Here is an 18,166-nt window from a genome sequence, read left to right on the forward strand (position 1 = left end):
CCACCTTCTCCCCGCTGGGGAGAAGAGGGAGCAAGTCCAGCCGCAGTGCCATCTCTCGACGCCGATATTCCCGGATAGCTCGAAAACAACATCTCAGCCACCCATCTTCCCCGGACTAAAAATCCCCATCGGATCGAACTTTTCCTTCACCCGCCGGGACAACATCGCCACCGCCTCGGGCTCGGGATGGAAGGCTGATGTAACCGCCCTCACCGCATCCGATGCACGGATCAGCGTCGCGTGGCCGCCGCCGAGCGCCTTGATGTAGCGTCGGACCTGCTCGGCTTCGGGGCCGGCCTCCATGCGCATCCAGACGAGGCCGCCCTGCCAGTCATAGAAGGCGTCGATGCCGGCCTCGAGGCGGAGGGCTGCGACCAGTTGATGGCCGGTGCCGGGGGCGACCGAGACACGCCAGACCGACCGCGCCGTGCCGTCGGCATAGGGCAGTACGTCACGTATTTCCTGCCACAGCCTGTGGCTTTCCGTCTGCTCCAGCCGCGTGACGATGGCGAAGGCCGACATTGCCGCGGCAAGCTTTTCAATGCGCACGTCGACCGAGCCCGGCAAGCCTTCGATGCGCAGAACCGTCGCCTCGCCCTCGGGCAATTTGCCGGCGAGGAATTTCCAGGTCACCGTCAGCGGCAGATGCGCCGCGCACGAGACTTCGACCGGGAGGGCCATCGCCGCCGCCATGGCGTTCGCCGCTTCGGCGTCATTAAGGCCTGATAGTACCACCGTCCGCTCCGTCTTCGGGCGCGGCGGCACGCGGAAGGTGACTTCGGTGAGGAAACCCAGCGTGCCGTGCGAGCCGGCGATCAGCTTGACGAGATCGAGGCCGGTGACGTTCTTCATCACCCGGCCGCCGGCCTTGATGATCTCACCCTTGCCGTTGACGAAGCGCACACCGAGCAGGCTGTCGCGGGCAGCACCCGCGATCAGCCGGCGCGGACCGGAGACATTGGCAGCGAAGACGCCGCCGATGGTCGGCTCGCCCGATGTGCCCATGAGAGGGCGATGATCCATCGGCTCGAAGGCGAGCATCTGGCCGCTCTCCGAAAGTGCCGCCTCGACCTCGGCAAGCGGTGTGCCGGATCGGACGGTCATGACCATTTCACCGGGATTATAAGCGACGATGCCGGAAAGTCCGGTCGAGCGCAGCCGGTCTTCGGCGGCAACCGCATTGCCGAAGCCCGAGCGGGTATTGCCGCCGCAGATATCAAGCGGCCGGCCGGCCTCCGCATGGGCGCGGACGATCGCCGCTGCCTCCTCCTCGCTCGTCGGCATCAGGTCGATCATGCGGCGGGGCGCCCTTCGAGCGGGAAGACCTTCGACGGATTGAGGAGCCAGCCGGGATCGAAGGCGGCACGCGCCGCCATCTGTTGGGCAAGGTCGGTCTCCGAATATTGATGACGCATCAGGTCGCGCTTCTCGATGCCGACGCCATGTTCCCCGGTGAGGCAGCCGCCGGCATCGACGCAGAGCCTCAGAATATCGTTGCCGGCCGCCTCGGCACGGGCGGCATCTTCGGGATCGTTGGCGTTGAAGAGGATCAGCGGATGCATATTGCCGTCGCCGGCATGGAAGACATTGGCGACGCGCAGGCCATAATGATCGACGATCTCGGCAGTCCTCTTCAGCACGCGGGAGAGCTGGCTGAGCGGCACGGTGCCGTCCATGCAGATATAGTCGGCGATGCGGCCGGTGGCGCCGAAGGCGGATTTGCGGCCCTTCCAGATCAAAGCCGCCTCGGTCGCCGACTGGCATTCGCGCACGGTCTTGACAGCATGCCGGCGGGCGATCTCGACGATGTCCTTCAACGCAGCGTCCATTTCCGCTTCCGACCCCTCGACCTCGACGATCAAAAGCGCGCCGACATCGAGCGGGTATCCGGCATGGGCGAAGGCCTCGCAGATCTCGATCGCCGGCTTGTCCATGAATTCGATCGCGACCGGGATGATGCCGGCGGCGATGACATCGGCAACGCAGGCGCCGGCCTCTTCCGAACTCTCGAAGCCGAAGAGCACGGGGCGCGCGCCTTCCGGCTTGGCGATCAGCCGCACCGTCGCCTCGGTGACGATGCCGAGCTGGCCCTCGTGGCCGCAGACGAGGCCAAGCAGATCATAACCTGCCGCATCCAGGGCCTTGCCGCCGAGCTCGATCACCGTGCCGTCGACCAGCACCATCCTGACGCCGAGCAGATTGTTGGTGGTGACGCCGTATTTCAGGCAGTGGGCGCCGCCGGAATTCATGCCGATATTGCCGCCGATGGTGCAGGCGAGCTGCGAACTCGGATCAGGCGCATAGAAAAAGCCGTCCGCGGAGACGGATTCGGAAATATTGAGATTGGTGACGCCCGCCTGAACCACGGCGACGCGGTTCGGCAGATCGATTTCGAGGATGCTGTTCATCTTCGACAGGCCGAGCACGACGGCATCTTCCTGCGGAATGGCGCCGCCGGAGAGCGAGGTGCCGGCGCCGCGTGGCACGACGGGAATGCCGTAGCGGTTGCAATAGCGCATGATGGCCGAAACCTCGGCCGTGGTGCGCGGCAGGGCGACGGCGAGCGGCAGGCGGCGGTAGGACACGAAGGCGTCGGTTTCGAACGGCACCAGCTCGCGCGCCTCATGCACCAGGCATTCCGGCGGCAGAAGATCGGTCAGATCGGCAACGATCTGGGCGCGCCGTGCCAGGACATCGGCACGGGGCTCGAGAAACGAAATGGCGTCGGACATGGCGTTCTCCCTGGCCCTGACGAGTAGGAATGACAGCGGGAAGATGACAACGGAATCCGACCGCGAACCTCCCTGCCGCCGATAGATCGGCTTAGCACTTTCCCGAAAGTGGCGCAAATGCTAAGCACTTATGCCAAAAGGGGAAAAAGTCACGAAAACCTTATGACCAATCTCGGTGATCTCGAAATCTTTGCCAAGGTCGTTTCGACAGGCAGCATGTCGCTGGCCGGGCGAGCGCTCGGCTTTTCCCCAGCCGTCGTCTCCAAACGGATCAAGCGGCTGGAGGATCGGCTCGGCACGCGGCTTCTGCAGCGCACGACGCGACAAATCTCGCTGACGGAAGCCGGACAGGGCTTCTACGACCGCGTACTCGGCATTCTCGCCGGGCTGGAGGAGGCGGAATTCTATATTTCCGGCCGTTCGGCGCAGATGCGCGGCACGCTGAAGATCTCGGCCCCGACCTCCTTCGGGCGCATGCATATCGCGCCGCATCTGAAGGCTTTCATGGAGACGCATCCGGAGCTGGCGATCAACCTGGTGCTGACCGACGAATTCAGCGACATCGTCGGCGGCGGTTTCGATCTGGCGATCCGCATCGCCGAACTTACCGATTCGAGCCTCGTTGCCCGAAGGCTGGCGCCGGTGCGCCGGCTGCTCTGCGCTTCGCCGGATTACCTTGCGGCGCATGGCGAGCCGAAGCAGATCGACGAGCTGAAACGCCACCGCTGCCTGCCGGCCCACAATAACGACACCTGGCGGCTGAACGGGCCGGACGGGGCGCTGAGTCTCAGGCCGGAAGGCATGCTGATCACCAATTGCAGCGAGGTGATCCGCGAGGCTGTCATCGCCGGTCTCGGGATCGCGCTGCGCTCCACCTGGGACATCGGTGAAGAGCTCAAGAATGGCCGCCTAGTGCAGGTACTGCCGGGCTATGAAAGCTCGCACAATGTCGCGCTGTCGGCCGTCTATCCCAGCCGGCAGTTCCTGCCCGCCAAGGTGCGGTTGTTCATCGACTATCTGGCAGGGCTTTATGGCCCCGTCCCCTATTGGGAGCGCTGATCGCTGCGCCGGTTCAGCGCGCCAGCCTCTCGATGACGAGATCCAGCATGGCGCGCAGCCGTGCCAGGCGCTTCATGTCGCGGTGATAACCGACCCAGGTGTCGCGGCCGGGCGGCGGTTCACCGAGATCGACCAGTTCGATGGCCGCAAAGGAATCGCCGAGCGGCCGCGGCAGGACGGCGAGCCCGGCTCCGCGGGCACAGAGCGCCGCCTGCACGTCGCGGCTGTTGCTGCGCATGACGATCTCGGCCCGCGGCAACAGGCGCCGCAGCCAGCCGACGTCAGGCATGTCGCCGAAAGCCTCGTCCATGGTGACGAGGCGGGCGCCCGCTCCGTCGCCGGCTTCGGGGTGCAGCGCGCCGCGGCTGATATAAAGGCCGTATTCGATATGGATGAGCTTGCGCGATATGACCTCCGCTTCCGCGAAGGGCTGGATGCGGAAGACGAGGTCGGCTTCGCGTCGTGACAGGCTGAGAAGCCGGCTGTCGGTCAACAATTCGACCACCACCTTCGGATTGACTTGCGAGAATTCCGCCAGCACCGGCGACAGCACATGCGCGCCGAACCAGTCGGATGAGGATAGCCTGAGAAAACCATCGAGTTGACGGCTGCCGCCGGCAAGGCTCCGCTCCATGGCGAGCGCCTCCTCTTCGATGCGTTCTGCGCCGGCGAACACGGCCGCGCCTTCATCCGTCAGGACGAAGCCATCGGTCGTGCGCTGAAAGAGCGTCTGGCCGAGAGAGGTTTCAAGGGCACGCAGCCGCCTGCCCATCGTCGGCTGCGTCAGTCCGAGGCTGCGGGCCGCTGCCCCCAGCGTGCCGAACCGCGCGATCGCCAGAAACAGTTTGAGGTCGCTCCATTCCATCGCTAGAGCCTTTCCGGGTTAGATTGAAGCATTCTGCCGGAACAGGTTTTCGTCAGGGCAGAGGCGATTGGCGAAGGGCATACCTTTTGGTACGTCCGAGCCGATCGCCTCTGATCCTGGCGGAAAGATGCCCGGCCCACCGGCCGCACCGCTTCGCCATGGCGAAGCGATACGTGCGCCCGGCGATTCTGAGTCTTGCAGATTTGCCAGGCAAATCTGCGGGAAGGTTGGCTGAAACGGGCCGGCTGATCGACCGGCCGGCTTGGCCGTAGAGCCGGGCTACGACACGCGCCGGCCGGTCGACCATCCGACTCCGTTTGAGCCAACAGAATGCTGCAATCTAACCCGGAAAGGCTCTAGCATCCGCCAAACAAAAATGCATGGACTTCAGTCGTTATCTTTCATTTTCATTCGTGTTTCAATGAACCATCTTCTTCCAGAACAACTTGCTGCGGCGCGCTACGGACGCCACGATGCAAACGAAGGAGAGTTCGATGTCTGTACAATCAACAATGAAAGCGCTGCTGGCTGAAGCGCCGAATTCGCCATTGCGCGTCGCCGATATTGCAAAACCGGTTCCCGGCGCAGGCCAGGTTCTGGTGCGCATCAACGCAAGCGGCGTCAATCCGCTCGACCTCAAGATCCGAGCCGGCAATGCGGCCCATGCCCGCCATCCGCTTCCCGCCATTGTCGGCATCGATATGGCCGGCATCGTCGAAGAGATCGGGGCTGGCGTCAGCGGTTTCCGCCAGGGCGACGCGGTCTACGGCATGACCGGCGGAGTCGGCGGCATTCAAGGATCGCTTGCCGAATTTGCGGCTGTCGACGCCGCGCTGCTGGCGCCAAAGCCGCAGAATCTGTCGATGCGCGAGGCAGCCGCCCTGCCGCTGATCTCGATCACCGCCTGGGAAGGGCTGGTCGACCGCGCCGGGGTCAAGGCCGGCCAGACGGTTCTCGTAATTGGCGGCGGCGGTGTCGGCCATATCGTCGCGCAGATCGCCAAGGCTGTGGGAGCCGAGGCCTATGTCGTCGACAGCGCTTCGAAAGCGGACTATCTCGCCGGCCTTGGCGCAACGCCGATCGATCGTGATGCGGAAACGGTGGAAACCTACGTCGCAGGACACACCGGCGGCAGGGGTTTCGATCTGGTCTACGATACGGTCGGCGGCCAGGGGCTCGATACGGCATTCCGAGCCGTCAGCCGGTTCGGTCATGTCGTGAGTTGCCTCGGCTGGGGAAGCCACGCGCTGGCGCCGCTCTCCTTCAAGGCCGCCAGCTATTCCGGCGTCTTCACGCTGCTGCCGCTTCTGACCGGCGAGGGACGCGCCCATCACGGTGAAATCATGCGTGAGATGACGAAGCTCGCCGAAGCCGGCAAGGTGATGCCGAAGCTCGACCCGCGTCGCTTCAGCCTTGCCGATACAGATGAGGCGCATCGGCTGATCGAAGACCGGCAGGCGGACGGAAAGCTCGTCGTCGAGATCGACTGATCTCGGTCGGTCGAAGGAATCAACGCGCCAGATCGAGATAGGCGTTCGCGACCATCGCATCGATATCGGCGGGCACGGACACGAGGCAGGATTGGGGACCCGCCGCCCCCCTGGCGACGCGTTCCAGGCAGCGGGCCTGGAGGGTGAAGCCGAGATCCATCGACTCGACGGTATTGCCGAGCGGCCGCGGGCCGGCGAGATTGGCCATGTGGCCGCCACCGAGCACGTGGAAGGAACGGCCGTCGCTCAGATGGAAGGTCTCGATATGGTCGGCGTCGTAGCGATCGATGCCGATGACATCGGGGTGGCGGCGGAAGGCCTCGACATCGATCTCATGCGGGAAATGGCCGCCATTCATCAGGATCGCGCCGTCCTTGACGAGCGGCAGGTCGGCTGCCGTCACGATGCCGGCAAAACCGGTGACGGTGACGATGATATCGGCCGAGCGGATCGCCGCGTCGCGCAGCGGTGTGATGAAACCATCGAGATGAGCTTCGAGCGTCGTCACCGGGTCGATATCGACGACGCTGACGGCGGAAAAGCCATTGCGGAAACAGGCGGCTGTGCCCTTGCCGCAGGCGCCGTAGCCGAAGACCGTCACGCGCTTGCCGTTGGTGGAGCGGTTGGTGAAGCGCAGGTAGCTTTCAAACAGGCTCTGGCCGACGGCATGCCTGTTTTCGGCGAACTGCTTGATCGGGCTATCGTTGATGACGAGGATCGGCAGGTTCAGCCGCTCGCGCAGCGGCAGCAGACGGGTGCGGCCCGAGGTGGTTTCCTCTGTACCGCCACGGAGATTGGCATAGGGCTTTTCTGCCGCGATGGCGAAAAGATCGCCGCCATTGTCGAGCAGCAGATCCGGCTTTTCAGCAATGACCGCTTCGAGGCTCTGATGATGAGCGGCAGGATCGGTCGTCTGCGTGGCAAAAACAGTGATGCCTTGGGAACGCAGGAAATCGACGGTCGAAGGCTGGGTGCTGTTGAGATTGCCGGTGCAGACGAGACGTGCGCCGCCGGCGCGAAGCGTCATCAGCAGCGCCACCGTCTTCGGCTCGAGGTGAATGCCGGTGCCGATCGACAGGCCCTCGAAAGGACGCGTCCGCTCGAATTCGGCGGCCGTCGCCTTGAGCAGCCGGCAGCTGCTGCTGATCCAGTCGATGCGGGTTGCGGTCTTTTCCATTGTCTCTTCCTATTTGCGTATCGTGCTGTTTTTAGCGGAGCAACAGGGCTGCGAATATGGAAGTAATTCTGACGAAGGAGCAGAAAATCTGCCGTTTTCAGGCCGGTGTCGGTGCCCCTCATCCGCCTGCCGGCACCGACCGGGGTCGAGCCACAGGTCTCGACCCGTCCTTCGGACCCCAGTTTACGGGGCGAATGGACATTCCGCGCCCTCTCCGTTCCCCGTCCACCTTTGCGAAAGACCCCTCCCCAACCCCTCCCCACAAGGGGGAGGGACTAAGCCGGAGCGCCCGCCTCTTTCCACTCGAAACGTCGCAGATTTGGAAAAAACGAGTGCGGCAGGTTAAGCCCCTCCCCCTTGTGGGGAGGGGTTGGGGAGGGGTCTTGATTGGGTCCGAACCGCCACGCCCCTTCAACCCGACATCCCGCAACGAAGCAGCCAACCGGACAAAGCCGCAAAGGCCGGCCGCTTCGCATCCGGCGTACGGCAGCAGAGGCTGTAACCCGGCAGCCGGGAGATGAAGCCATAGGGCGCGACCAGATACCCGCGCTGAAGATCGTCCTCGATCGAAGCGCGTGGCGCAAGCGCGATGCCAAGCCCGGAGCGGGCGGCACCCAGCGCCAGCAGCAGATCCTCGAATTCCTGGACGCGGGAAAAGACGACCGGCGGCGTGCCGCTTTCGGCAAACCATTCGTCCCAGAGCTTCGGAACGCTGCGGCTGGCGAGCATCGTCAGCGCGCCCATCGCCGCCGGATCGCTCGACAGTGTCGCGGCAAGCGAAGGCGTCGCGACCGGGCCGAACTCGTCCTCCATGAACCGCAGGGCCGAAATGCCTGCCGCCGGCCGGTATTCGCCGCCCATGATCACAGCGTCCAATTCGGGGTGCATCCGCAGCGGCTCGACCATCGTCATCGGCACGATGTCGACGGTATCGCCGAGGCTCGCCTGCATGTCTGCCATACGCGGCATCAGCCACCAGACCGCGAAGGCTGAGGGCACGCCGAGCCGAATACGGCTCGGCACGGCGCCTTCAAGTTCCGAAGCGGCGCGCTGCAGAATGTCGAAAGCCGCACTCGAAGCTTCGGCAAAAGCCCTGGCCTGCAAGGTCGGGACCAGCCTGCCGCCGTCACGCGTGAAGAGCTTGCGGCCGAAATGGTTCTCCAGCGTGTCGATCTGCTGGCGCACGGCGCCACGCACCACATTCAGCTCTTCGGCAGCCTTCAGAATGCTGCCGTGACGACAGACGGCTTCGAAGGCGCGGATGGCATTGAGCGGTGGAAGACGCATGAGGACGACATTCACAAAATCACGGTGGATCACTAGATCTCGCCATTGAACGAAAGGCAATATCACGCCATATTGTACAGCTGTGCAATGTGACGCATTCGAGACAGGGCGTGACGGATTTTCCGGACCTGTCCGGCCTCGATTTCCCTATGAACGGCGATCAATCGCGTTTCAAATCGTTCTGTGGCCTTTTGGATTGCGTAAGCTTTCCGTGATATACGTATATGAGTGATTCCTAACGACGACTGCGAAGGTGACCCGACCATTGACTCTTCTGGCCCGACTGGCTTCCGATGTGCAACTGATGTTCCGGCGACCGCCGCGACAGCAATACGGCGCCCTCTGCTATCGGGCAAAGAAGAAGAGCGGCGAGGTCGAGGTGCTGTTGATGACCAGCCGTGACACCGGCCGCTGGGTCATTCCCAAGGGCTGGCCGATGACGGGCAAATGCGCCCATGAGGTCGCGATGCAGGAAGCCTTCGAGGAAGCGGGCGTCCGCGGCGTTGTCGAAACCGAGACGCTCGGCGCCTATAGCTATCCGAAGGTGCTGCGCGACGGAGTGCAGGTGATCTGCAAGGTGCAGGTCTATGCGCTCGAAGTCACCGACATGGCAAAGAATTTCAAGGAAAAAGGCGAGCGCCGGATCGAATGGGTTTCGTTCGATGAGGCGGCGACGCGCGTGCGCGAACCGGAGCTCCGCCACCTTTTGCTCGCCTTCAAGCAACGGATGCCCGACAGGCTTTCGGCCAAGGCGGCGAAGCAAATTCCAGCGGAATGAATCCTGCCATCTTGCGCTGCTAAGAAAGCAGCGTAGAAGCAGCTTTATCCTCAGGAAAAAGAATGCCGCCACGTCCCGTAGTTCTCACGAAACGCACGCTCGACAAGGACCTCGACAAGATCACCCATGTCGAGGACGCGGCAAAGCATGTTTTGCGGCGGCTGGTGACGCCTGGACTCGGGCTGATCTTCGTCGGTCTGGCCATGCTCTTTGCCGGCGTCTATGTGTTCGACCGGCCGGGAGCAGTGCTCGTCGTAGCGGCGGCAGCCCTTGCCGGCTATATGGCGCTGAACATCGGCGCTAATGACGTGACCAACAATGTTGGTGCCGCCGTCGGCGCGCGCGCCATGACGTTGGGCCAGGCACTGGTCATCGCTGCGATTTTCGAAGTTCTTGGCGCCACGGTCGGCGGCGGCGGGGTTGTCAAGACGATTTCCGCAAACATCGTCGACGCCGTCCAGGTGCCGCAAGCGATGCTCGGCTGGATCATGATGGCGGCACTGACGGCCGCAGCTCTCTGGATCAACCTCGCAACCTGGATGAACGCGCCGGTTTCCACCACCCATGCGATCGTCGGGGCGGTGATCGGCGCCGGCATCTCAGCCGTCGGGCCGGAGCCGGTGAACTGGCGGGTGATGCTGGAGATCACCTCGAGCTGGATCACCTCGCCGCTGATCGGCGGGCTGATCGCCGCCGGGCTGCTTTATCTCGTCAAGACCTTCATTATCTATCGCGACGACAAGCTCGCAGCCGCGCGGCGCTGGGTGCCGGTGCTGGTCGCGGTGATGGCTGGCGGGTTCATGGCCTATATGGTGCTGCAGCTGTCACCCTGGGGCAGGTTCCCGCCGCTGACCGTCCTCCTCGTCGGGATCGGCATCGGGCTGGTGAGCTGGCTTGCCGCCCGGCCGCTCGTGCTCGCCCAAGCGCAGGATCTCGAAAACCGCAACAGCTCGCTGCGGACGCTGTTCCGGCTACCGCTCATCGGCTCTGCGGCGCTGCTATCCTTCGCGCATGGCGCAAACGACGTTTCGAACGCAGTCGGGCCGCTGTCGGCGATCGTCCATTCGGTCGGCATCGGTGGCGACGGCGGCGTCGGGCATCCGCCGCTCTGGGTCATGCTGATCGGCGCCTTCGGCATCTCCGTCGGCCTGCTGCTTTTCGGACCGCGCCTCATCCGCCTCGTCGGCGAGGAGATCACCAAGCTCAATCCGATGCGGGCCTATTGCGTCGCGCTGTCGACCGCCTTCACCGTCATCGTCGCCTCCTGGCTCGGCCTGCCGGTCAGCACCACGCATATCGCCGTCGGCGCCGTCTTCGGCGTCGGATTCTTCCGCGAATGGTACACGCGCCATTCGAAGACCCGCATCGCCTATATCAGACGCAAGGCCGAGAGCTTCGATATCGACGAGCCGGAAGAGCCTAATATCTATGAGACGCGCCGGCGCTATCTCGTGCGCCGTTCGCATTTCATGACGATCGTCGCCGCCTGGATCGTCACCGTGCCGGTTTCGGGAGCGCTTGCGGCAATGATTTATTGGGTTATGTTCGCGCTCTTCGTCTGAAATCCCGAGTTTTTTAAATGCGCGCCAATTTCCGTATGCAACGGCTTTTTGTCGACGCGCCGCTTACGAGCGGCGCAGTCGTGGAGGCGAATGCCGATCAGTTCAACTATCTCTCCAACGTCCTGAGGATGGAGGAAGGTGCAGAGATCCTGCTCTTCAACGGCCGCGACGGCGAGTGGAAGGCGACCCTTACCTTTCCCACGCGCAAACGAATCCTGTTGACGGCAACCGAAGAGACGCGGCCGCAGCCGCAGCCTTGCGACCTGCATTATCTTTTTGCGCCGCTCAAAGTCGGCCGCATGGATTATCTCGTGCAGAAGGCGGTCGAAATGGGCGCCGGCCTGCTGCAGCCGGTCATGACCCAACACGTCCAGGGCAAGATCACCAATCTCGACAAGCTGCGCGCCAATGTCGTCGAAGCGGCGGAGCAATGCGGCATCCTCGGCATTCCCGATGTGGCCGAGCCGGTGAGGCTTTTCGACCTGCTCGACCGCTGGCCGAGCGAGCGCCGCATCATCTATTGCGACGAGGGCGATGCCGGGCAGAACCCGCTGCCGGTGCTATCGGCGGTGCGGGAAAGACATCTCGCCCTGCTGGTCGGGCCGGAAGGCGGCTTTTCGGAGGAAGAACGGGCACGGCTTCGAAGCCTCGATTTCGTCACCGCCATTCCGCTCGGACCGCGCATCCTGCGGGCCGATACGGCAGCTGTCGCGGCCCTGGCGGTGGTGCAGGCGGCAATCGGCGACTGGAACTGACTTGGAAAACGGGTTGACATGGAAACCGGCGCTATTTTTTGATGCGTCGTTGAAAGAATTTCACTTGCAACATAGGTGGCTTGGGTCCAAATCAGCCTTCCAATTGCCCGGCCCCCTGGGCGCCTTTTTGAATACAGGTATCCCGCATGGCCCGCGACACTACCGACCAGACACCGCTCTCTTCGGTCCAGGATCTGACCGATTATATCGCTGCGGGCAACAAGCCGCGGGAGCGCTTCCGGATCGGCACCGAACATGAGAAATTCGCTTTCTTCCGCGCCGACAACAGCCCGGTTCCCTATTTCGGCGATGCCAGCATTTCGGCCCTGTTGACCGGCTTGCAGATAAAAAGTGGCTGGGAGCCGATCACCGACGGCGGCAACATCATCGGGCTTGCCGAGCAGAACGGTATGGGCGCGATCTCGATCGAGCCCGGCGGCCAGTTCGAACTCTCCGGCGCACCGCTGGAGACGATCCATGAGACCTGTCGGGAATCGAACCAGCATCTGGCGACGCTGCGCGAAATCGCCGAACCGATGGGCATCCGCTTTCTTGGCATCGGCGGCAGTCCCAAATGGACCTATGCGGAAACCCCGCAAATGCCGAAGTCACGCTACGAGATCATGACCCGCTATATGCCGAAGGTCGGCACCCAGGGTCTCGACATGATGTACCGCACCTGCACGATCCAGGTGAACCTCGATTTCTCGTCGGAAGCCGACATGCGCAAGAAAATGCGCGTCTCGATGAAGTTGCAGTCGCTGGCGACCGCGCTCTTTGCATCCTCGCCCTTCACCGAGGGCAAGCCGAACGGGCTGCTCTCCTGGCGCGGCGATATCTGGCGCGATGTCGACAACCGGCGCTCCGGCCTGCTCGATTTCATCTTCCGCGACGATTTCGGTTTCCGTGATTATGCCGAGTGGGCGCTCGACGTGCCAATGTATTTCATCGTCCGCGACGGCCGCTATCACGACTGTACCCATGTCACCTTCCGCCAGTTCATGAACGGCGCATTGAAGGGCGAGGTCGCCGATCCGGCGCCGACCATGGGCGACTGGACCAACCATCTTTCGACACTCTTCCCCGACGTGCGGCTGAAGCGTTTCCTCGAAATGCGCGGCGCCGACGGCGGCCCGTGGCGGCGCATCTGTGCCTTGCCGGCCTTCTGGGTCGGCCTGCTCTACGACGATGCGGCACTCGATGCCGCTGACGAGTTGACAAAGGATTGGAGCTTTGCCGAGGTCCAGGCACTGCGCAATGCCGTTCCGGCCGAGGGGTTGACGGCTCAGTTTCGCGGACACCCGCTCTTCGACATGGCGCGCGAGGTGATCGGTATTTCGAGGGCCGGCCTCAAGGCGCGCGGCAGGCTCAACGGGGAAGGCCAGAACGAGAGCATCTTCCTGGCGCCGCTCGAAGAAGTGCTTGCCAAGAAGGCGACGCTCGCCGAGGATCTGCTGGCACTCTATCACGGCCGCTGGCACGGCTCCGTGGAACCGGTCTTCGAGGACTATCAGTACTGAGCCTGACACAAAGCGGTTCCGCTTCCCCGGAATCGCTCTGACAGCCCCTATTGTCGACGGTCTCCGAGCACGGACGTAGAGGCCGGCGGCATGGTGCTCCACGCGACCTGCCGCTGGAACCTTAGCCAAACGCTCTAGCGAAATTCCTCCCTAAGTTCTTATGGCAAAAAGCCGTTTGCGCATTGCCATTTCCGGTTATAGTGGCGTTACAATGCGTCACGACCTGGGGAAAGGGACTTCCATGCTGCCACTCTTCGACATGATGATGCAGGCGCAGAACGGCGCGGCGATGGAGGCGATCGCCCGGCAGTTCAACCTCGCACAGGAACAGGCGACGAAGGCGATGGCGGCACTGATGCCGGCCTTTTCCGCCGGGCTGAAGCGCAGCACCAGCAATCCCTATGATTTCGTTGGGCTGATGCAGGCGGTCTCCTCCGGCAACTATGCGCGATATTTCGAGGATATGAACCGGGCCTTCACGCCGGAGGGCATTTCCGACGGCAACAACATCCTTGCCCAGCTTTTCGGCTCGAAGGAGGTTTCGCGCGCGGTCGCCGCCCAGGCCGCACAAATGACCGGCATCGGCCAGGATATCTACAAGCAGATGCTGCCGGTGCTGGCCGATACGCTGATGGGCGGGCTCTTCAAGCAGACGACCGGCCAGATGGCGTCGCCGGTCAATCCCTTCTTCAACACGGCGATGGGCGAAACCATCCAGAAATGGCTTGAGAGTACCGGCTTCGCCCCGAAGCCGGCCCCAGAGCCCAGCGTCTTCGACAATCCCTTTACGCAGGCGATGCAGCAGATGTTTTCGATGCCGAAGCCTGCGCCAACGCAGACGCCGAACCCCTTCCTCGACAATCCTTTCGCCAAAGCCTTCCAGGAGATGATGGGCGGGCTCGGCCAGCAGCCGGCAGCCCAGACTAAGACCAAGACGCCGGAGGCGCCGAAGGAAGAGGCGAAGGTCAATGCCGACAGCTATACCGAGATGCTGAACGCCATGTTCGACAGCGGACTGGAAGTGCAGAAGAACTACCAGCGGAACCTGGAAGCGATCTTCGAAACCTATCGGCCGAAGCCCCCGCCCAAGACGAGCGAATAACCCCGGATGCGGGACTTTAGCACGTAAAAAAACCCGGAGATGGCTTGGGAAAGCCGATCACCGGGTCAAGCGGCAGGGCTATTGGCTATCACCCTGCGGGGAAACTTAACGCTCCTGCTCTTCGTAGGGGCGCAAGAACGACGACAGGCGCCAACGATTGCGCGCCGAGCGCGTCAGATGTTCCGACGGGTCCTCGAAGAAGGTCGAGGCCAGGAACGCAGAGGTCAGGTCGGCCCTGCTAAGGCCGATATCCCTCAGCTGCGCGTCGTTCAGATCATGCAGCGCGTTGATCTCCATGCGATTGCGGAACACGCGAAAGAGGGAGGCCAACGGTGCGAGGCCTGCTGCCAGACGCTGGGAAAACGTCGGGGTCCGCTTGCCGCAGTCGAGCTCTATTGTTCGGTCTATCATGCGCATTGAACTCTCCTTTCTTTCGAATTCTTTTAGGCGCGCAACAACCCACCCTGCCCGCGAGGTCGTGCGGGAAGGAGCAGGCTGAATTGGCTCGGACAGGCAGGGCGCCTGTCCTTCACTTTGCTTGATTTGCATCCCGAAGATGCCAAAGACCTATTGATCAGTCCAACGAATGTTTCTAATGATTATCATCAGCTATCTTTATGGGTGAAAACATGTCCGCGCCTCTTGATCTCGACCAATTGCAGACTTTCATCGCCATCGTCGATTCCGGCAGCTTCACCAAAGCCGCCGACAGGGTCTACAAGACCCAATCGGCCGTCTCCATGCAGATGCGCCGTCTCGAGGAACGCATCGGCAAGCAGCTGTTCATCAAAGACGGACGCGGCAACCGGCTGACGGTCGAGGGCGAAAAGCTGCTCAACTATGCCCGGCGCATCATTCGCCTCAATAACGAGGCGATCGCCGCTTTCGACGACAACAGGCTGGAGGGCATGCTGCGCATCGGCACGCCGGACGATTATGCCGACCGCTACATGCCCGAAATCATCGGCCGCTTCGCCAAGACACATCCGAATGTCGAGCTCTATATCGTCTGCGAGCCCTCGGTGGATCTTGCCGAGCGCATGCATAAGGGCGAGCTCGATATCGCGCTCGTCACCCACAATCCGCGCGAGCGCATGTCCGATGTGGTGAGAACCGAGCCGCTCTGCTGGGTGGGCTCGGCCAACCATCCGATCCGCGACGACGCACCGGTGCCACTTGCCGTCGGCCGGCGCGACTGCCAATGGCGCCAGCTCGCCTGCTCGGCGCTCGATGCTGTGGGGCGCGAGCACCAGATCCTGTTCACCAGCTGGTCCTGCACCGTCGTTGCCGCTGCCGTACTTGCCGGCATGGCCGTTTCGGTGATGCCGGAATCGGCGCTGCGGACGGGCATGAAGGTGCTGAGCCAGGCGGACGGCTTTCCGGCGCTGCCGCCGGTGCAGATCGGCATCATGAAGCGGCCGGGCGTTTCGCTCTCGCTGATGAACGCGATCACGGCGCACATCACCGCCTGTCTCGACAACATCACGCCGGCTGTCGTCGACGACAGCCTCGAGGCGGACGTCAAATCCGCCCAGGCACGCCTTTATCCGCGGCTGAAGGCGGCCAATATGGTCCCAAGCTGGTAAGAGCTCTCAGGCGGCGCGCGGCAGGGTCGTGGCAAAAAGGGAGGCGCGGATGACGCGCTTCCACTCATCGAGCATGCGCCGCGCCAAGGCCTCCTCACTGACGGCGGCAAGCCGGATGACAGCGCCGATCAGGTGGCTGAACAGGTAAGTGCGCGCATACATGTCTTCGTCGCAAAGGTCGGGAGCCAGCTGGCGCACGGCGTCATGAAAGACACCGGCGACGCGACCGCTATGTTCTATATTCAGCTGCAACAGATCCTGATCGGTCTCCGTTCCCATCCACACGCCGAGATAGACGGGATCGTTGTGGTAGGAATCGTAATACCAGTCGATGATGGCGCAGACGCGGTCCAGCGCCTGGTCGAGTGACTGGACGTCGGCAAACATCGCCGCCATCTTCGCCTGGATCGCCGAGGCGTGCTGGTCGAACAGGGCTTTGACGATTGCCGCCTTCTCCGGGAAATACTGGTAAACCGAACCGATCGGCACCTTGGCGGCAATGGCGAGTTCCGTCATCCGCATGGCGCTGACGCCCTTTTCGGCGATGATCTTGGCGGCGGCAGCGAGAATGAGGTCCAGCCTCTGGATGCTGCGCTCCTGCTTCGGCTTCCTGCGCAAGCCGATGCGTTCCATGCTTTCCGCGCCCATGTCGTTCCCATTCTTTTTGTTCACGGCGAAAGGCATGTGCCAAACCACCGCGTCGAGCCGATATGACATGCAGGCCTTCATCCGCGGTAAATGGAAACACTCGCATTTTAACGGCTGGGAAAAGCGTGTGAAAACGGTGCGCTATCGTACAATTCAAAGTGCTACGGCGTCCTGTGCACGACTGGAAAAGACGCTCGGCGCCGCACGCATATCGAGTCAGAATTTCACCGGCAGCGCCGCTTGCGCCCCATGCTGCTGTGTGCTGTCTGCGATCTTGGGAATGGCCCAACGTGCGGCGGCCATCTTGCCGCCGATGCCGGCATGTTCCGTCGTCGCGCTGCAGCACTTTGAATTGCTGCAGATCTTATCCTTAGATCGATCCCGATTTAAGGAATTATGTAGTAGGTGGCGGGCAAATGACGGGGCGGTAGCGCCTGCCGCCTCAGCTCATTACCATCCATGCGCCGAGCCAGGCCCACATGGCGGCAAGCACCAGGTAACCGGCGGCAAAGATCGGGCTGCGATAACGCAGGTCGTTGCTGGTGACATGGATGGCGGCGTGGGCGTAGCGCAGGGCGACGAAGGCCCAGGCGAGGCCGGCGGAAACGAGATTGTCGGCCTCGGTGATATAGAGAAGAATGCAGCAGGCGTAGAAGAGAACCGGCAGTTCGAACTGGTTGGCGAGACAGTTCTTGACGGCAAGGCTTTCGGCCGGCTCGCGGCGGTTTTCGCGATAATCCGATTTCGCGATGGTGCCGGCGCGGACCATTTTTGCGCGCCGAAGCCCAAGAAGCGCATACAGACCATAGACCAGGGCCACATGGGCAAGGAGTGGCCAGAAGATTTGATAGCCGGTCATATGGCCGCTTCCTTTCTGCTTCCGCATTTGTTGCGCGTATGACAGCGCCGCGCGTCTTTCAGGCACGCAAAGGACGCTGTAATACTTTGAGTTGCTGCATAATTTTCTCCTTAAATCGATTCCGAATTAAGGACTTATGCAGTAGCCGAAAGGAGAACCGGACACCAGCGCCGGTCAGGCTGAAAGCGGCCTCAATCCTGGCGCGGCGAGAGCCAGCGACCGATGGCAAGCCGGACGATGAGGATGAAACAGATGGCGAGGCTTGCGAATTTCAGCCGCGTCATCCACGGCAGTAGCTGCGTTGCAACAGCAGAGGGCGCACCGTTGCCGAAGGCGATGAGGCTCGAGATATTCTCGCCGTAGTCGGCAATGCCGTAGATGAACGGCAGCAGGTAAACCGCTTTGCCAATGACCGGATGCAGCGATTGGCCGAACCACGAACCAACAGGACCGAGCTTGAGGAAGGCGAAGAACAGCAGCGCCGTCAGCAGTGCCGGAAAGATCAGCTCCGGCCCGAAATACATGGCGCGTAGCAGCCTGGTCGCTGTCTCGTTCTCATCGAGCAGCTTCTGCATGTGGAAGACGGCCGACTCGTCGTAACCGGCGAAATAGGTATCGAGCACCGCTTGGCCGGTTTCATGCTTGAAGGGAACGACGAAGCCGAAGGTCGTCCAGGCGAGCACGGCAAGGCAAAGGGCTGCGAGCAGCGCGACGATCCAGAGAGGAATCCCGCTGCCCGCCTTCAT

17 protein-coding genes are annotated in these 18,166 nt (G+C 62.5%); 8 read left to right on the plus strand and 9 right to left on the minus strand.

The window, feature by feature from the left end:
- Positions 1-93: 93 nt before the first annotated feature.
- Both ACIPSK_RS13825 and ACIPSK_RS13830 read right to left on the minus strand, forming a co-directional pair.
- Positions 94-1,296, minus strand: coding sequence for an FAD-binding protein (locus tag ACIPSK_RS13825; RefSeq protein ID WP_162118864.1), 1,203 nt, complete (start codon positions 1,294-1,296; stop codon positions 94-96).
- Positions 1,293-2,732, minus strand: coding sequence for an FAD-linked oxidase C-terminal domain-containing protein (locus ACIPSK_RS13830; RefSeq protein ID WP_162118863.1), 1,440 nt, complete (start codon positions 2,730-2,732; stop codon positions 1,293-1,295). The genes ACIPSK_RS13825 and ACIPSK_RS13830 overlap by 4 nt, the downstream gene beginning before the upstream one ends.
- A 162-nt stretch (positions 2,733-2,894) precedes the next feature.
- On the opposite strand from ACIPSK_RS13830, the gene ACIPSK_RS13835 reads away from it, so the two are divergent.
- Positions 2,895-3,791 carry a LysR family transcriptional regulator gene (locus ACIPSK_RS13835; protein ID WP_162118862.1) on the plus strand — a complete coding sequence of 299 codons (897 nt, stop codon included), beginning with the start codon at positions 2,895-2,897 and terminating at the stop codon, positions 3,789-3,791.
- A gap of 13 nt (positions 3,792-3,804) precedes the next feature.
- Here ACIPSK_RS13835 and ACIPSK_RS13840 read toward each other — a convergent pair whose 3' ends face one another.
- Positions 3,805-4,656 carry a LysR family transcriptional regulator gene (locus ACIPSK_RS13840; protein ID WP_162118861.1) on the minus strand — a complete coding sequence of 284 codons (852 nt, stop codon included), beginning with the start codon at positions 4,654-4,656 and terminating at the stop codon, positions 3,805-3,807.
- Between the two features lie 494 nt (positions 4,657-5,150).
- Here ACIPSK_RS13840 and ACIPSK_RS13845 point away from each other — a divergent pair, with 494 nt between their 5' ends.
- The gene (locus tag ACIPSK_RS13845) at positions 5,151-6,146 is read left to right on the plus strand and encodes a zinc-dependent alcohol dehydrogenase family protein (RefSeq protein WP_162118860.1); all 996 of its coding nucleotides are present in this window, start codon (positions 5,151-5,153) and stop codon (positions 6,144-6,146) included.
- Between the two features lie 19 nt (positions 6,147-6,165).
- Here ACIPSK_RS13845 and ACIPSK_RS13850 read toward each other — a convergent pair whose 3' ends face one another.
- Entirely contained in the window at positions 6,166-7,323 is a 1,158-nt protein-coding gene (locus ACIPSK_RS13850; protein WP_162118859.1) for an adenosylhomocysteinase, read from the minus strand.
- A gap of 411 nt (positions 7,324-7,734) precedes the next feature.
- On the minus strand, positions 7,735-8,643 hold the full coding sequence (locus tag ACIPSK_RS13855) for a LysR substrate-binding domain-containing protein (protein WP_162119332.1): 909 nt from the start codon (positions 8,641-8,643) through the stop codon (positions 7,735-7,737).
- Between the two features lie 232 nt (positions 8,644-8,875).
- On the opposite strand from ACIPSK_RS13855, the gene ACIPSK_RS13860 reads away from it, so the two are divergent.
- The 5 genes from ACIPSK_RS13860 to ACIPSK_RS13880 all read left to right on the plus strand — a co-directional run bounded on the left by ACIPSK_RS13860 (position 8,876) and on the right by ACIPSK_RS13880 (position 14,327).
- Positions 8,876-9,388, plus strand: coding sequence for an NUDIX hydrolase (locus ACIPSK_RS13860; RefSeq protein ID WP_162119333.1), 513 nt, complete (start codon positions 8,876-8,878; stop codon positions 9,386-9,388).
- Positions 9,389-9,450: 62 nt separating this feature from the next.
- Positions 9,451-10,950, plus strand: a complete 1,500-nt coding sequence (locus ACIPSK_RS13865; protein WP_162119334.1) for an inorganic phosphate transporter — start codon at positions 9,451-9,453, stop codon at positions 10,948-10,950.
- Positions 10,951-10,967: 17 nt separating this feature from the next.
- The gene (locus tag ACIPSK_RS13870; RefSeq protein WP_162119335.1) at positions 10,968-11,705 is read left to right on the plus strand and encodes a 16S rRNA (uracil(1498)-N(3))-methyltransferase; all 738 of its coding nucleotides are present in this window, start codon (positions 10,968-10,970) and stop codon (positions 11,703-11,705) included.
- Positions 11,706-11,851: 146 nt separating this feature from the next.
- Complete coding sequence (locus tag ACIPSK_RS13875; protein ID WP_162119336.1) at positions 11,852-13,225, plus strand: glutamate--cysteine ligase; 1,374 nt, start codon at positions 11,852-11,854, stop codon at positions 13,223-13,225.
- Between the two features lie 241 nt (positions 13,226-13,466).
- Complete coding sequence (locus ACIPSK_RS13880) at positions 13,467-14,327, plus strand: DUF937 domain-containing protein (RefSeq protein WP_162119337.1); 861 nt, start codon at positions 13,467-13,469, stop codon at positions 14,325-14,327.
- Positions 14,328-14,432: 105 nt separating this feature from the next.
- Here the strand turns inward: ACIPSK_RS13880 and ACIPSK_RS13885 are convergent, their stop codons facing one another.
- On the minus strand, positions 14,433-14,744 hold the full coding sequence (locus tag ACIPSK_RS13885; RefSeq protein WP_162119338.1) for a DUF1127 domain-containing protein: 312 nt from the start codon (positions 14,742-14,744) through the stop codon (positions 14,433-14,435).
- Positions 14,745-14,956: 212 nt separating this feature from the next.
- Here ACIPSK_RS13885 and ACIPSK_RS13890 point away from each other — a divergent pair, with 212 nt between their 5' ends.
- On the plus strand, positions 14,957-15,913 hold the full coding sequence (locus tag ACIPSK_RS13890) for a LysR substrate-binding domain-containing protein (protein WP_032985245.1): 957 nt from the start codon (positions 14,957-14,959) through the stop codon (positions 15,911-15,913).
- Between the two features lie 6 nt (positions 15,914-15,919).
- On the opposite strand, the gene ACIPSK_RS13895 is transcribed toward ACIPSK_RS13890, so the two are convergent.
- From ACIPSK_RS13895 to ACIPSK_RS13905, 3 genes are all read right to left on the minus strand, one after another.
- The gene (locus ACIPSK_RS13895; protein WP_162119339.1) at positions 15,920-16,561 is read right to left on the minus strand and encodes a TetR family transcriptional regulator; all 642 of its coding nucleotides are present in this window, start codon (positions 16,559-16,561) and stop codon (positions 15,920-15,922) included.
- Between the two features lie 442 nt (positions 16,562-17,003).
- Complete coding sequence (locus tag ACIPSK_RS13900) at positions 17,004-17,420, minus strand: MAPEG family protein (RefSeq protein ID WP_162119340.1); 417 nt, start codon at positions 17,418-17,420, stop codon at positions 17,004-17,006.
- Positions 17,421-17,611: 191 nt separating this feature from the next.
- Entirely contained in the window at positions 17,612-18,166 is a 555-nt protein-coding gene (locus ACIPSK_RS13905; RefSeq protein ID WP_162119341.1) for a hypothetical protein, read from the minus strand.

The sequence above is a fragment of the Rhizobium sp. LARHSG275 genome, from assembly GCF_052871115.1.

What these genes read in the sequence shown, in the direction of transcription:
- ACIPSK_RS13825 (WP_162118864.1), bottom strand. Translation starts at nt 1,296, where the DNA reads ATGATCGACCTGATGCCGACGAGCGAGGAGGAGGCAGCGGCGATCGTC.
- ACIPSK_RS13830 (WP_162118863.1), bottom strand. Translation starts at nt 2,732, where the DNA reads ATGTCCGACGCCATTTCGTTTCTCGAGCCCCGTGCCGATGTCCTGGCA.
- ACIPSK_RS13835 (WP_162118862.1), top strand. Translation starts at nt 2,895, where the DNA reads ATGACCAATCTCGGTGATCTCGAAATCTTTGCCAAGGTCGTTTCGACA.
- ACIPSK_RS13840 (WP_162118861.1), bottom strand. Translation starts at nt 4,656, where the DNA reads ATGGAATGGAGCGACCTCAAACTGTTTCTGGCGATCGCGCGGTTCGGC.
- ACIPSK_RS13845 (WP_162118860.1), top strand. Translation starts at nt 5,151, where the DNA reads ATGTCTGTACAATCAACAATGAAAGCGCTGCTGGCTGAAGCGCCGAAT.
- ACIPSK_RS13850 (WP_162118859.1), bottom strand. Translation starts at nt 7,323, where the DNA reads ATGGAAAAGACCGCAACCCGCATCGACTGGATCAGCAGCAGCTGCCGG.
- ACIPSK_RS13865 (WP_162119334.1), top strand. Translation starts at nt 9,451, where the DNA reads ATGCCGCCACGTCCCGTAGTTCTCACGAAACGCACGCTCGACAAGGAC.
- ACIPSK_RS13870 (WP_162119335.1), top strand. Translation starts at nt 10,968, where the DNA reads ATGCGCGCCAATTTCCGTATGCAACGGCTTTTTGTCGACGCGCCGCTT.
- ACIPSK_RS13875 (WP_162119336.1), top strand. Translation starts at nt 11,852, where the DNA reads ATGGCCCGCGACACTACCGACCAGACACCGCTCTCTTCGGTCCAGGAT.
- ACIPSK_RS13880 (WP_162119337.1), top strand. Translation starts at nt 13,467, where the DNA reads ATGCTGCCACTCTTCGACATGATGATGCAGGCGCAGAACGGCGCGGCG.
- ACIPSK_RS13885 (WP_162119338.1), bottom strand. Translation starts at nt 14,744, where the DNA reads ATGCGCATGATAGACCGAACAATAGAGCTCGACTGCGGCAAGCGGACC.
- ACIPSK_RS13890 (WP_032985245.1), top strand. Translation starts at nt 14,957, where the DNA reads ATGTCCGCGCCTCTTGATCTCGACCAATTGCAGACTTTCATCGCCATC.
- ACIPSK_RS13895 (WP_162119339.1), bottom strand. Translation starts at nt 16,561, where the DNA reads ATGGGCGCGGAAAGCATGGAACGCATCGGCTTGCGCAGGAAGCCGAAG.
- ACIPSK_RS13900 (WP_162119340.1), bottom strand. Translation starts at nt 17,420, where the DNA reads ATGACCGGCTATCAAATCTTCTGGCCACTCCTTGCCCATGTGGCCCTG.
- ACIPSK_RS13905 (WP_162119341.1), bottom strand. Translation starts at nt 18,166, where the DNA reads ATGAAGGCGGGCAGCGGGATTCCTCTCTGGATCGTCGCGCTGCTCGCA.